We start from the raw sequence: 14740 nt of genomic DNA, 5'->3' as shown, positions 1-14740 counted from the left end.
TTTACTTTTTGCTTTTTCCCATGAAATATCCCGCTAAGAAAGATACCGCAGCTACTAAGAAAGTCCACCAAAATTTAAAGATGAAAAATAATCCCACAGCAGCACCTGCCAGGATTAAAACAATGACTAATGCGCGTTTACTTTGTTCGTCCATTTTAAGATGTTTGATTCAATTATAAATATATCCTTAAATGAACAAACCTAATTGATAGAATGTTCGTTTTTTTTAAACAAAGCAACAAAATGAAGAACTTTCCAACCTTTACCCTTATTATTCTTTTAGCATTAATGGGAACAGCCTGTAAAAAGATAGATCAATTTACCCAGTTTAATATGGAGTTTGACAATTCTGCTACTATTCCCTCCACAATTGGAATCAATATACCCATTGATATAATTACCCCAACAACAACAACTAATTCTGAATCTACATTTGAAGTAAATGACACTAGAAAAGATAAAATTGAACAAATCATTTTGACAGATTTAGATTTAACTGTTACTTCTCCTTCTAATACTGATTTTAGTTTTTTAAAATCAATTGCATTATTTATCAATGCAGATGGTTTAAATGAAACTCAAATTGCTTCAAAGTCCAATATAGCCGATACAACTACAGTATTAGTGATGGAAACTACAGGAGCAGACCTTCAGGAATACATCAAAAAAGACCAGTTTAATTTACGTGTCAATGCTGAAACAGATGAGTTAATCACCCAAGACCATGTAATTAACGTTCATCAAATATTTTGGGTTGATGCTCTAGTTTTAGGTCAATAAATTATTGATTGTAAGTTAATTGATTTGGTTTCGTCAAATGTTTAACTAACTCAAGAATGATGAAATTACTACTCACCTCAATCACTTTGTTGGGAACATTGTCTTTTGCACAAATTACGGTTCCTACCACTATAAAATCTTTTTATGGACAAGTAACCGCCACCTGGTGTGGTTTCTGCGGACAAGATGGTAAACCGGCAACGGAAGACATTATCACACAGGCCGGAAACAAAGCCATTTACTCAGATTTACATAAATCTTCTACCTCAGCTTTATATTCACCAACAGCCGAAGCCATAGCAAATGAAATAGGAACTGCAGGTCAACCTATTTTCACATTGAACGGAATTAATGAAGGTGCATATTCGGCGACTATTGTGAGTGAAATAGTTGACAGTATCAACAATTTTTACAGTACTACTGCAGCTAATGTAAATACAGGATTTAACTGGGCTGTTATTGGAGATTCCATTTATTTTCAGTCTACCACAGAGTTCTTCACAGCCCAAAACGGCAATTATTACATGGCTGTTTATGTGCAAGAAGATAGCATTTGGGAATTTCAGCAAAATTATGGAGGAACGCCCGGCGATATCTGGCACAATAACGTTTTGCGAACAAGTATGAACGGGAACTTTGGAGAATTGATAGCAGATGGTTCAATAGCAAGTGGCACAACTGTAGATAAAAATTATGTTATGGCCGTTAATGGAAATTGGGACCCTTCAAAATTGGAGTTATTTGTTGTGATTTGGAATGAAGTAGGTGGTGATTATCAATTTGTAAACGCCAATGATGAAGCGGGAACATTGAGCGGAAATGCAGATATGCCAGGAAATGAATTAATGGAGATCAGCATCTACCCTAACCCTTCAAAAGGACAATTTACAATTAAAGGGCCTGAAACCGGTACCATTAATATCTATAATACAAAAGGACAAATTGTTGAGCGTATAAGTAAAACTTCAACAACACAATTCATTAACTTGCAACAAGCTCCGGGAACCTATATTGTAGAATTGGTAAACGACAAGGGTGTATTTAGAAAGAGAGTTGTGATTGGTTAGTTTCTTTTGGCCTTGATTTCATCAATTAAATCTACTAAATCCACCAAAGGTTTTATAGTTTTACTACCTGAAGAAATGGGGGTTGGTTGTACATCATAAGACTTAACTTTTGTAACACAATCATATTCTCCTAATATATTGTCAACGATTAGCAAGCAATAGTAAGCTACCCTTTCATAATTTTCATCATTAACTTTATCGCAATAAATGATAATATTTAGAAATCCATCCTGGATATAAGGCTCATATTTCAATTCTGAAGCATTAATAACAAATTCAGGAGTAGAAACACTCATTTCAGAGGTATCTTTTTTGCTTGATCTTTGCCTAAAAGGGATAATTTCCCAACCCACTACTACAGGAGCATTTTCTACAATTTGTTCAACTAAAGGAAACTTGTGAATATCTCCATCCGCAGAAATAACCAATTCGAGTATGTTGGAATTCTCATCACCTCCAATTTCAACAGCCAATCCTCTGGCAATTTTATTGAGTTTTGATATTACTTGAGTCAAATATTTATCCGGATTTTCTCTGTAATTCCTTAAGGACCGTTCATTTTTAATAAACCAATCCCAAAATGCTAAAATCGGATCTTTCTTTGAAAACAACCCCATATTTACTACCCTAAAACAACCTTCTCCACTGCATCAATTGCTTGAGACAATCCTGCAGGATTTTTACCACCGGCAGTAGCAAAGAAAGGTTGTCCACCACCACCACCTTGGATGTGTTTAGCAGCTTCTCTTACCATATTTCCTGCATGTAAGTCTTTTGATTTTGCCAGATCTTCAGATATAACAATGCTCAAAGTAGCTTTACCATCTGCTTTACCTCCTATTACGGCAAAGAAATTATCTACTTCACCTTTCATTTGAAAGCAAAGGTCTTTGATTGATCCACCATCTAAATCCAAAATAGCAGAAAGGTAATTCATACCTCCTTTATCTTCTATCTTTTCAAGTAATTCTGACTTTAGTTGCTTTACCTGGCCTTTTTTCAATTGTTCAATTTCTTTGTTCAACTGATTGTTCTTTTCTAACAACTCCTCAACAGATGCTACTATATCTTTTGGCTTCTTTAACAAAGCATTGATTTCTTCAAACTTGTCTGCACGCTCCATGAAATAAGATTGTGCTTTGTCAGCTGTAATCGCTTCAATTCTTCTTACTCCTGCCGCAACAGATCCTTCTGAAATAATTTTGAAAACATTAATATCTCCGGTAGTTTGAACGTGACATCCTCCACACAATTCAACCGAACTTCCAAATTGAATTACACGCACCAAATCACCATATTTTTCACCAAACAATGCCATTGCTCCCAACTCTTCTGCAACTGCCATTGGCACAGATCTTCTTTCATTTAAAGCAACATTTGCAGCAATAGCTTTATTTACATGAGTTTCAATTTCTTTTAACTGCTCCTCCTCTACTTTTGCAAAGTGTGAAAAGTCAAAACGCAAGTATTCATCAGCCACTAAAGATCCCTTTTGTTCAACATGGGTTCCTAAAATCTCTCTTAATGCATGATGTAATAAGTGAGTTGCTGTATGGTTTGCTTGAATAGCTTTACGTCTAGGTTTATCTACATGTGCCTTAAAATGAGCGGTGATGTTTTTAGGAATCTCATTGGCATAATGTACTATTAGATTATTTTCTTTTTTGGTATCCCAAATCTGTAATTTTTCACTGTCAGATTCAATCCAACCTTTATCTCCAACTTGCCCTCCACCTTCAGCATAGAAAGGAGTAATGTTAAATACCAATTGATAAAACTCTTTATTCTTTTGTTTTACTTTTCTGTATTTCGTGATCCAGATATCTGCATCCAACATGTCATAACCAATGAACTCTTCAACGTCATCATCCTTAATCACTACCCAATCTTCAGACTCCATTGATGTAGCCGCTCTTGAACGCTCTTTTTGCTTAGCTAATTCAACATTATAACCTTCTAAATCAACTGTGAATCCGTTTTCTCTTGCAATCAAAGCTGTTAAATCTAGAGGGAATCCATAAGTATCAAACAACTCAAATACATCTGCCCCATTAAGCTCTTTACTTCCACCTTTCATCAAATCTCCCAACTTCACCAAACCAGTTTCTAATGTTCTAAAGAAGCTAGTTTCTTCTTCTTTAATAACCGATTGAATTAATTCAGATTGCTTTTTCAATTCAGGGAATGCATCTCCCATCACTTCAACTAATGGAACAACCAATCCAGTTAGGAATGGATCTTTTAATTCCAAAGTTTGGTATCCGTATCTTACTGCTCTTCTTAAAATCCTTCTGATAACGTATCCTGCACCATTATTAGATGGTAACTGCCCATCAGCAATAGAAAATGCAATAGCTCTAATGTGATCTGCAATTACTCTTAAAGCGATATCTATTTCTTCTGTCTTTCCATATTCAAACCCTGAAACTTTTTCAAGGTGTTTGATAAGGTGTTGAAACAAATCAGTATCGTAGTTTGATTGTTTTCCTTGCATCACCATTGCCAAACGCTCCAATCCCATTCCTGTATCAACGTGTTTAGCAGGAAGATTTTCTAAGCTACCATTAGCCTTGCGATTGTATTGCATGAAAACAAGGTTCCAAATTTCAATCACTTGAGGATGATCTGCGTTTACAAATGATTTTCCATCACCTTTTGCGCGTTCTGCCTCATCTCTAATATCAATGTGAATTTCAGAACATGGTCCGCAGGGTCCTGAATCACCCATTTCCCAAAAGTTGTCTTTTTTATCGCAAAGAATAATGCGGTCTTCATCAATAAACTTTTTCCAGATGTCTATTGATTCCTGATCTACAGGAACTCCATCATTTTCATCACCTTCAAATACAGTGATATACAATTGATCTTTATTCAATTTGTACACATCCGTCAACAATTCCCAGGCCCAGCTAATAGCTTCTTCTTTAAAATAATCTCCAAACGACCAGTTTCCAAGCATTTCAAACATGGTATGGTGATAAGTATCAACTCCTACCTCCTCTAAATCGTTGTGTTTACCTGATACACGCAAGCATTTTTGAGTATTGGCTACCCTTTTATCTTTTGCTTCGTTATAGCCAAGAAAATAATCTTTGAATTGATTCATACCTGCATTGGTAAACATCAAAGTAGGATCATTTTTGACAACCATTGGAGCCGAAGCCACTATTTTGTGGGATTTTCCTTCAAAATAGTCAAGAAAGGTTTTGCGTATATCGTTGATATTCATTGATTAAAATTGTTAACATGTGTTAATGTGATTGCAAATTTATCTTTTATGCGTAAATTTGCGTCGTCAAAATGAAAATTTGGCACGTCACTTTTTAAAGATTTACCATTATAAGTCAGAAAAGTGACCAACAACACACCGAAAAAACACTATGAAGAAGGAAAAGTTTAAATACAATCCGGAAACCTTATCGTATGAGAAGGTTGAGGTTACTTGGGGAGAGCGCATAGTCAAATTATCTTTGATTATTGGACCTGCTGTCCTTTTGGGATTTGGATTCCAAATTTTATTTTCCAGCATCTTTATGTCACCACGTGAAAAGAATTTAAGCCGTGAGGTTGATTTCTTAAACGCGCGTTTAGATGAAATGAATTCAGAATTAACATTGGCGTTAGAAGTTTCAAAAGACATTGCCAAAAGAGATAACGAAATTTACCGTGTAGTATTCAACGCAGAGCCTTTCCCGGATGAAATTAGACAAATGGGAACCGGAGGTAGTGATGAATATTCTGACTTTTTAGGATTTGAGTCTTCTCAAAAAGTAATTGAGAACACAAAAATGATCAATCAGTTACAAAGATCATTGTATGCACAATCAAAGTCATTTGATGAAGTAATTAGTTTGGCTAAAGAAAAAGAAGATATGTTGGCTTCCATCCCTGCTATTCAACCGGTTTCAAATGAAGATTTAACTAGAATTGCTTCTGGTTTTGGATATAGAATTGATCCTATTTACAAAACTAAGAAAATGCATACAGGATTAGATTTTACTGCGGATACAGGAACTCCGGTTTATGCTACAGGAAACGGAACTGTAGTGGAATGTGAGGTTAAAAGATGGGGATACGGACAATCTGTAATTATTGATCACGGATTTGGATATCAATCAAGATATGCTCACTTAAGCGAATTTAAATGTAAGCCTGGTGATAAAGTTATCAGAGGTCAAATCATTGGATTAGTTGGAAGTACAGGAAAATCTACAGCTCCACATTTGCACTATGAAGTAGTTAAAAATGGACAAAAGATTGATCCTATTCACTTTTTCCACTCAGACATTTCTCCTGAGCAATATGAGCGTATGATTGAAATGGCATCTAACGCCAATCAGTCATTTGATTAATCATTAATATCTTCAACAACTACTGCTCTGTGAGGTTTCAAAGAATCTCGCAAGATCATTACGTCCTTTTCATTCACTGTCATACAGGCCATGAAGTGATAATCTGCATTGGATAAAACAGTTGTACGCAGACATTCAAGTTCCTCTCTTTGCATAAATTCTTCCAGGTGTCTTACATGATGCTGTGCCGTTTTTTCTGCATCTCCACCATGAAAATCCCAAATAAGTCTGATTTTTCTGTTCATGTCTGTTTAATTGTCAATTGCAAAACTAGCAATTATCATGGTGAGTTGTGAAAATCGCATCTAAGTTTGTTGCTGTGGCGAAATTCAATTTAAGCAAACATTTCAATGCTCTTAAATTGCTCAAAAAAGCTTAACATGAAACAGTTATCATTCATTGGAATATTAATATTGATGCTACTGGTGCAATCCTGTGCATCAAGTCATGTATATTCAACCAGTTTACATCTTCCTTCAAAACCCATGAACAAAGGTGAATTTCAATTAAATGGATCTTTTGAGTTAATGCCTGATACCAGACCTGCAGAAGTTCCGGGTTTCAGAACAAGACCGGGAGCCTGTATCAATACAAGTATTGGACTTACACAGAAGTCTACTATGAATATTAAGTTATGGACAGTATTAGCAGGAGAATTCAGCTTTGGAGGCTCACTTGGATTTCATTTTATGCATCCAATCAATGAAAAGAGTAGACTGTATTTTACTCCTAGAATAGCCATAACTTCAGATGTTTTTGAGTTTGGAAAAGGCATTGGGTTTAATGCAACCTATCATGTAAATGTTAAAGAGAATGTAAGTTTATATGCCGGTTTGGGAAGCGCTTATGGAACATTGTACATTGGACAAAACCAGCATGGCATTGGATTATTAAGCAACTTTGGACTATCTGCAAGCCCAAAAAATTCAATCTTTTATTTCAATCTAGAACTGAATCCGATTTATCAAATGAATTTATATGAAAATCTCTCCTATGTTCAATTCAATCCTTCTATTGGAATAGGCTGGAATTTCAACCAAAAAGGAAGTACAACACACTAAAGATTCATGTGCAAAATAGGATTGGTCATTTTCTCATAACCAATTTTAGTTTCAGGTCCGTGACCTGTGAACACAGTCATAGATTCGGGTAAATTAAACATCTTATTTACAATTGTATCTTTTAAGATCTGGAAATTGCCTCCGGGTAAATCTGTTCTTCCAAATGAACCCTGAAACAGGATGTCTCCATTGATAATGAAATCATCTTCTAAGCTATAAAATGCTATATGTCCGGGTGCATGCCCGGGTCCAAACAATACTTCTAAAGTTGAATTACCAAATGTTACCTTATCGCCTTCATTTATGTAATAGGTTGGATCAGGAGAAATTTGATATCCTCCAAAACCATATAATTCTGCATAATTTGGAATGTTATGTAAAGTCACCAAATCTGCTTCATGCATCCCTAACTCTAAATCCCATTCCTTACTCACAAAATAGTTACCCAAAACATGATCAATATGGCAATGAGTATTGAGCAACTTTACAGGCTTTAAACCATTTTCTTCAATATAAGATTTGAGATACACTTGTTCACTTCTATCATAACATCCCGGATCAATAATCACACATTCATTAGTTTCATCACTTAGGATATAAGTGTTTTCTTGAAAAGGATTGAATGTCAATTTGTGAACTTTAATCATAAATTCTTTGTTTTAAAGTACAAATGTAGCGTATCCATTGGGATATTTGTATCTTTAATCATTATTAGCAATGCTGCGACTGCTACTCAAAATATCACTAATTCTTATTTTCCTTTTGGAAATGAATTTTGCTCAGGCTCAATTTTATCAGGGGTCTTATCAAGAATTTGGCAAAAGCAGAGTGCAATACAACGGTTTCAGTTGGAAATATCATGCTTACAAGCGATTCAGAATTTATTACAGTGGGATTAATGAAGATATAGCCATTTATACAGCTAGAACCATGCACCACTATTTGCAAGAAGCGGAGGCAAAATTGGACTATAATTTTCCGGAAAAACTGGAAGTGATCGTTTACGAAAGTCAGCAAAAATTCAGACAAAGTAATCTGGGAGTTACAAATGATGAATCAAGTACTGTTGGAGGTACAACAAGAATTGTGGGTTCAAAACTCTTCGTTTACTTTGAAGGAGATCATCAAGCTTTTAACAACAATATTAAATCTGCGGTTTATGAAGTATTGTTAAAGCACATGTTCTTTGGCGGAGACTGGAAAGATCAATTGAGATCATCTGTATTTTCAGGAATCCCTACCTGGTTAGAAAAAGGGTTGATCCACTATTTTGTTCATGAATGGGATTCTGATACTGAAAGCCGTGTAAAAGATTTAATCCTCACCAAACGCATTGACAAATTCAATGATTTATCTGATGAAGAACAAAAGTATGCAGGCGTTGCCGTATGGAATTACATTGCAGAAATGCATGGAAAATCTGTTATTCCAAACATTATTTATATCACCCGTGTTACCAAAAACATAGAGAAAGGATTTACTTCATTGTTAGGAATTGACTTTGCTAAGCTTAGTAGAAGATATATTGCTTTTTATAGAGGTAGATACATTGAAGAATATGAATCACAACAAGAGCCTCAAGGAGATCATGTGGAAGTTAAAAACAAAAAAGAATCTGTTTATTATTCATCTCGCATTAGTCCAGATGGAAAGAAGATAGTATATGTAGAAAATCAATTAGGAAGATATCGCATTAAATTACTTGATACAGTAAGTGGCAAAACAACAAAAATTTATGCCAAAGAGACTAAAATGGAGCGAATCCAGGACTATTCATTTCCAACGGTTAGATGGCATCCTTCAGGTGAAGCTATTGCATTTTTCTCAGAACTTAAAGGTGAATTAAAACTGTATATCTATGATGTAAATGAAAAATCATTGATTGATAACAGTATGAAAAATCTGGAAAAGGTATTGGATTTCGGATATTCTCCAAATGGTCAAAAAATGATTATCTCAGGGGTAGTTAAGGGACAATCAGACCTTTATTTATATGATGTAATTGGCAAATCAATGACCAAAATAACGGATGACATCTATGATGATCTGAATCCTCAATTTGTTGACAATGCATCCAAAGTAATTTTTGCGTCCAACAGACCAAGTGACACCATTTTCAAAAAGCCGGACATTGATTTTATAGATAGAAAAAATGACCTGTTTATTTATGATCTTCGCCAAGTAGACCACAACTATAAATACCTTGATCGTGTAACAAATACTGAGGATATCAATGAGGTACAGCCATATGAATTGGATCCAGGTAAATACATTTACTTAAGTGATCAAAATGGAATTTACAACAGATTCATTGCAGAAAAAGACAGCTCAATTGCATTTATTGACACCACCATTCACTACAAATACATCACTACGGTTAATCCTCAAACAAATTATGTAACAGCAATAAGAGAGCATGATGTAAACAAGGCAAATGATTTGTTGTACCTGGTTTATCAAAACAAAGAATTCAAGTTTATTACCTCTCAGGCTGACAATAACAAGATTGAAACCATCTGGAATACAACCTACATGCAAAGACGCATTGACCAGAAAAAGAAATTAGCCCTGAAAGAAGAACACATTAATCAGGCAAACGATACCATATTTCTCTTAGAGCATAAGTACCAAAAAGAAATAATTGAGATTGGAAAATCAAATAACAGTGACACCCAAGCTGCTGAAAATGGGGATTCAACAGTCATCAAACAAAACAAATGGCAACCTTCAGCTTTTACCATTTACGAACCCAACTTTGCTAAGGACTACGTGCTGTCTCAATTTGACAACAACTTTTTGTTTCCAAATTATCAACCTTATTCAGGTCCGGGAAGTGTTTACTTTAATCCGGGGATGAATCTGTTACTGAAAATTGGTGCCAGTGATTTATTTGATGATTTCAAATTGCTTGGTGGAGTAAGAATTCCAACTTCATTGTACTCGGGAGGTGAGTTTTTACTAATGGGAGAACATTTAAAAGACAGATTAGATCACAGGCTTGTCTTCTACCGACAAAAAACCGTAAATAGTCAAGAACTATATAAATGGTTAACGCATGATGTAAGATATAGATTGAGTTTTCCTATCTCTGAAATTTTAAGTTTAAGAACTACCGTTAACATCAGAAAAGACAAGCAAATTTTTATTCCGTACAGTGACAATTCACTAGCAATGGACAATAACGAGTACTACAATTCAGGATTAAAAACCGAACTGGTTTTTGATAACACCATTCCTATGGAACTGAATATTAGAAGAGGAATGCGTTTTAAAATATTTGCTGAATGGTTACAGGAATTGGGCGGAAACAATGATCCAACCTTTAATTTAGGTTTTGATTTTAGACATTATACCAGAATAAAGAGAAATTTCATTTGGGTGAATAGATTTGCCGGAGCCACTTCATTAGGAGACAGAAAACTCTTGTATTATTTGGGAGGAGTTGATAATTGGGTTTTGAGAAGAAATCCTGATTTTGACCACAGTATTACTGTAGATCCGAATCAAAACTTTGGATTCCAAACTATTGCTACTCCAATGAGAGGATTTATTCAAAACAAAAGAAATGGAAACAGCTTTGCACTCTTCAACAGTGAATTAAGATTGCCTGTGTTTACTTTCTTTTCTTCCTACCCTATTAAAAGTGATATCATAAGACATTTTCAATTGGTGACTTTTGGAGATATAGGTGTAGCATGGACCGGTCCTCACCCTTTTAGTCCTGAAAACTACTTTAATACTCAGGTAATTGTAGACAAACCGGTTACGATCAACGTAGAGAATTTAAGAGAACCTATCATTGGTGGATTTGGGTTTGGCGCCAGAACAAAAATCTGGGGATACTTTATAAGGTTTGATCTGGCTTGGGGTGTTGAAGATTTTGAAATCCAAAAACCTTTACCATATTTGTCGTTAACTAAAGACATATGACATTACAAACCATTTTAATGCTTTCTTTTATTGGACTTGTGGCAGGCGCCATGAGTGGATTTGTTGGTATTGGTGGTGGTGTTATTATTGTACCGGCCTTGATTTATATTATGGGGATGTCTCAACATGAGGCGCAAGGAACTTCACTATTACTCATGCTTCCTCCTATTGGGATTTTGGCTGTAATGAACTACGCCAAAGCTGGTGAATTGAATTGGAAATTTGGAGCCATCATTGCTGTCACATTTGTTGTAGGAGGATACTTTGGATCTAAACTATCGCTTAAACTATCTCCTGCATTGGTGAAAATGATATTTGGTATCTTAATGCTGTACATTTCCGTACGAATGATATATTCTGGATATAAAGGAGGAGGATTAAAGAAAAATGATACAACTCATTCAACAACAATCGAAACAGATACTTGATGAGGTAATAGCCATCAGAAGGCATATTCATCAACATCCTGAATTGTCGTTTCATGAATATGAGACCTCAAAGTTTGTTGCTTCAAAATTGAGTGATTGGGGTATTGATTTTAAAAGTGGAATTGTTGAAACAGGTATTGTAGCACTCATTAAACCAGAGTCCCCTTCTAATAAGTGCATTGGCTTACGAGCAGATTTAGATGCCTTACCTATCAAAGAAGAAAATGATGTTGCGTATAAATCATGCAATGAAGGAATTATGCACGCCTGCGGTCATGATGTTCACACGGCAATATTGTTGGGAACAGCCAAAATTTTACAAGAAAATAGAGACAAGCTTCATTGCTCAGTTAAATTGATATTTCAACCCGGAGAAGAAAAATTACCTGGAGGTGCTAGTTTAATGATCAAAGAGGGTGTTTTGCAGAACCCTAAAGTAGATGAAATTTACGCCCTACATGTTTTCCCTGAGCTAGAAGCCGGTAAAATTGGACTAAAAGAAGGTATGTACATGGCGTCCACAGATGAAATTTACATTACTGTTCATGGGAAAGGTGGTCATGGAGCCATGCCACATCAAAATATTGATCCTATTTTAATTAGTGCACATCTTTTAACTTCTTTGCAGCAAATTGTGAGCAGGAATTGCCCTCCTCAAATACCATGTGTATTGTCATTTGGAAGAATCGAAGGTCTTGGGGCAACAAACGTAATTCCTGATAAAGTTGATTTGCAAGGAACTTTTAGAACCATGGATGAATCATGGAGGGACAAGGCACATACGCTCATTAAAAATCATTCTATACAGTTGGTTGAAGCCATGGGAGGCAAAGTTGATGTTGAAATTAGGAGAGGATATCCATTTTTGGAAAACAATCCTGAGTTAACTAAAAAGGCCAGACAAAAAGCGACTGAAGTACTTGGGTCAGAAAATGTAACTGATCTTCCTTTGAGACTTACGGCAGAAGATTTCGCCTATTTTTCACAGGAAATACCAGCTACTTTTATTCGAATTGGTGTTCGAAATGAATCTAAGGGTATTATTCATCCGGTGCATAATGCCAAGTTTGACATTGATGAAACTGCTATGCAAACAGGTATCCAAACGCTACTGGCGCAGATTTTACTTTAACTTATTTTAAGCTTTTAAACTCAAGTTAATTAAAAACTTTTTACTTAGTTTTGCCGCCGAATTAAAACTTATAAATAATGAGAAAATTAACTTTAATTGCATTGGCATTTGTTGGAGTAACATTGGTGTCATGTAACAAAGATCAAGCTGCTGTTAAAAAATTAGACGGTAGTTGGAATGCAACAAAAATGGTTGCTTCAGGCGGAGGTTTCACAATTGACATTATTGGTGCAGGTGGAAGCGCTGAATGGACATTCAACAGTTGTAAATTAAAAAATGATGAGTGGTGTACAGGTTCGGCAACTCTTAATTTTTTAGGAGATACTGATACAGAAAATTACGTTTTCAGAGTAACTGGAGATGGTACAACATTAGAAACAAAAGAACATGCTGATTCTACTGACGTAAGCTCAATACAAATTATAGAATTAACTAAATCAAACTGTGTACTTAAACAAGTAGATGGTGACTCTACAACAGATATAGAATTAGAGAAAAAATAAAAAAAACTATTTTTTTTTATAAGCCGTTGATGTTCATTCATTAACGGCTTTTTCTTTTAACAATCTAATCTTATAAACTTATTGCCAATTATCCTTTGTTATTCCAATATATTAGTTAATTTAGGGTCGCAATTTGTAAACTTAAAAATTTGAATTATGAAAAAGCTATTATTTGTAGCAATTGCCTTCGCAGGTTTAACTTTGGTTTCATGTAACAAAGATCAAGCTGCTGTTAAAAAATTAGACGGTACTTGGAAAGCTACTGAAGCTACTTACGCAATTAGCGGAACTACTACTAACTTATTAGATGGTGGTACTGAGATCTCAATGACTTTCAATTCTTGTAAATTGAAAACTGATGAGTGGTGTACTGGAAGCCAAACTGTAACTTGGGGTGGTGCTTCATTCACTGAAAACATGTTGTTCAGAGTTACTGGAGACGGTACAGTTCTTGAGTCAAAAGCTGATGATACTTCAGATGTTTTCTCAATGACTATCGTTGAGTTGTCAAAAACTAACGCTACATTCGAGCAAACTGACACAAATGGTGGTGTAACTACTACTAAAGCTGAAAAGCAATAATTAGAATATTATATAATATTCAGGGGGCATTTGCCCCCTTTTTTTTTGCCTATTTTTATCTTTGTTATAATCATGGCACGAATAATTTCCATCCTTGTTTTTTTAGGTATAGCTTTTACAATTCCGTTGTTTTATTATAAGCTAATTACCTGGTCAATTATCAACCTCAACTCAGGATGGGTTTTCACTACATTTTTCCTTAGATTTTTGGTGATTGTATTTTTCGTAATTGCCCTAAATCTTACATTTTCATTTTTTGAAAAAACCCGAAAAATCAAATTCATTTGGGTGTTTTTAATAGGAATGTTACCGGGATTTGGAATTTCTTTTATCAGTCCAATTTGGAACACAGATTATGGTGATTTCAGTGATGAAATGACATTGGAATCTGCTAATACACTTAGTGTAGCTTCCGGCGAAAATTATACCCCTAAAGACCACAGGCATTTGGTAGTATTTTTTGACACCAACTGTGGGCATTGCATGAACACTTCAGCTAAACTTGGAATTTGCAAATCCGCAGGAATGGAAATGGAAATTCATGCCTTTTTTATCGACACCAAAGAGGATGTTTTGAACTTTTTAAAAAACAACCGAGGTGAAAACTTTGACTCCTACCTCTTAGGGGATATGAGATTTATGATTGAAATTGCAGGTATTGACATGCCCTCAGTATTTTTGCTTGATAAAGACCAATCTACCATGAAGCATTGGTCGGGAGAATTGAACTACACAGCCCTTGACTATATTATGAGCCTTGAACCTTAGGTTAAGTTTTTATACTTAATAAAAAGTCGTTTTTCTCCGTTTTAATACTCTTTTCTTCTCATTTCTTAGCCCTTATTTTTGGATTGTATATTATTTGTAATGCCTGAAACCAAGTGTTTCAGAAAAGACAAAATTTA

At 35.1% G+C, this 14740-nt stretch carries 15 protein-coding genes; 10 read left to right on the top strand and 5 right to left on the bottom strand.

From position 1 onward, the window contains the following. Position 1 precedes the first annotated feature (1 nt). On the bottom strand, positions 2–154 hold the full coding sequence (locus K6119_RS19340) for a hypothetical protein (RefSeq protein WP_221834629.1): 153 nt from the start codon (positions 152–154) through the stop codon (positions 2–4). An 89-nt stretch (positions 155–243) separates the two neighbouring features. Between K6119_RS19340 and K6119_RS19335 the strand changes: the two genes are divergently transcribed. Further along, the gene (locus tag K6119_RS19335; protein WP_221834630.1) at positions 244–780 is read left to right on the top strand and encodes a hypothetical protein; all 537 of its coding nucleotides are present in this window, start codon (positions 244–246) and stop codon (positions 778–780) included. Between the two features lie 56 nt (positions 781–836). Then, a complete protein-coding gene (locus tag K6119_RS19330; RefSeq protein ID WP_221834631.1) occupies positions 837–1847 on the top strand; it encodes a T9SS type A sorting domain-containing protein in 1011 nt (336 codons plus the stop codon). On the opposite strand, the gene K6119_RS19325 is transcribed toward K6119_RS19330, so the two are convergent. Next, entirely contained in the window at positions 1844–2464 is a 621-nt protein-coding gene (locus K6119_RS19325; RefSeq protein WP_221834632.1) for a hypothetical protein, read from the bottom strand. The two genes, K6119_RS19330 and K6119_RS19325, sit on opposite strands and share 4 nt — an antisense overlap. Positions 2465–2469: 5 nt before the next feature. Next, positions 2470–5076 carry an alanine--tRNA ligase gene (alaS, locus tag K6119_RS19320; protein WP_221834633.1) on the bottom strand — a complete coding sequence of 869 codons (2607 nt, stop codon included), beginning with the start codon at positions 5074–5076 and terminating at the stop codon, positions 2470–2472. A gap of 151 nt (positions 5077–5227) precedes the next feature. On the opposite strand from alaS, the gene K6119_RS19315 reads away from it, so the two are divergent. After that, positions 5228–6199 (top strand): M23 family metallopeptidase, encoded by a 972-nt coding sequence (locus K6119_RS19315; protein WP_221834634.1) that lies wholly within the window; start codon positions 5228–5230, stop codon positions 6197–6199. On the opposite strand, the gene K6119_RS19310 is transcribed toward K6119_RS19315, so the two are convergent. Then, on the bottom strand, positions 6196–6444 hold the full coding sequence (locus tag K6119_RS19310; protein ID WP_221834635.1) for a hypothetical protein: 249 nt from the start codon (positions 6442–6444) through the stop codon (positions 6196–6198). The two genes, K6119_RS19315 and K6119_RS19310, sit on opposite strands and share 4 nt — an antisense overlap. Positions 6445–6579: 135 nt before the next feature. On the opposite strand from K6119_RS19310, the gene K6119_RS19305 reads away from it, so the two are divergent. Next, the gene (locus K6119_RS19305; protein WP_221834636.1) at positions 6580–7260 is read left to right on the top strand and encodes a hypothetical protein; all 681 of its coding nucleotides are present in this window, start codon (positions 6580–6582) and stop codon (positions 7258–7260) included. Here the strand turns inward: K6119_RS19305 and K6119_RS19300 are convergent. Beyond that, positions 7257–7907, bottom strand: coding sequence for an MBL fold metallo-hydrolase (locus K6119_RS19300; protein ID WP_221834637.1), 651 nt, complete (start codon positions 7905–7907; stop codon positions 7257–7259). The genes K6119_RS19305 and K6119_RS19300 overlap by 4 nt on opposite strands. Positions 7908–7977: 70 nt before the next feature. On the opposite strand from K6119_RS19300, the gene K6119_RS19295 reads away from it, so the two are divergent. From K6119_RS19295 to K6119_RS19270, 6 genes are all read left to right on the top strand, one after another. Beyond that, positions 7978–11190, top strand: a complete 3213-nt coding sequence (locus K6119_RS19295; protein WP_221834638.1) for a TolB-like translocation protein — start codon at positions 7978–7980, stop codon at positions 11188–11190. Then, positions 11187–11618, top strand: a complete 432-nt coding sequence (locus K6119_RS19290) for a sulfite exporter TauE/SafE family protein (RefSeq protein ID WP_221834639.1) — start codon at positions 11187–11189, stop codon at positions 11616–11618. The genes K6119_RS19295 and K6119_RS19290 overlap by 4 nt, the downstream gene beginning before the upstream one ends. Further along, entirely contained in the window at positions 11578–12750 is a 1173-nt protein-coding gene (locus tag K6119_RS19285; protein ID WP_221834640.1) for a M20 metallopeptidase family protein, read from the top strand. Before K6119_RS19290 ends, K6119_RS19285 begins: the two co-directional genes overlap by 41 nt. Positions 12751–12827: 77 nt before the next feature. Beyond that, positions 12828–13253: a hypothetical protein gene (locus tag K6119_RS19280; protein WP_221834641.1), complete on the top strand. Its 426-nt coding sequence runs from the start codon at positions 12828–12830 to the stop codon at positions 13251–13253. 156 nt (positions 13254–13409) lie between these two features. Next, positions 13410–13835 carry a hypothetical protein gene (locus K6119_RS19275; protein WP_221834642.1) on the top strand — a complete coding sequence of 142 codons (426 nt, stop codon included), beginning with the start codon at positions 13410–13412 and terminating at the stop codon, positions 13833–13835. 72 nt (positions 13836–13907) lie between these two features. Continuing rightward, positions 13908–14603 carry a hypothetical protein gene (locus K6119_RS19270; protein ID WP_221834643.1) on the top strand — a complete coding sequence of 232 codons (696 nt, stop codon included), beginning with the start codon at positions 13908–13910 and terminating at the stop codon, positions 14601–14603. Positions 14604–14740 lie beyond the last annotated feature (137 nt).

The organism is Paracrocinitomix mangrovi (genome assembly GCF_019740355.2).
Taxonomy (GTDB): domain Bacteria; phylum Bacteroidota; class Bacteroidia; order Flavobacteriales_D; family Crocinitomicaceae; genus Paracrocinitomix; species Paracrocinitomix mangrovi.
This window is presented reverse-complemented; position numbering and strand designations above follow the sequence as displayed.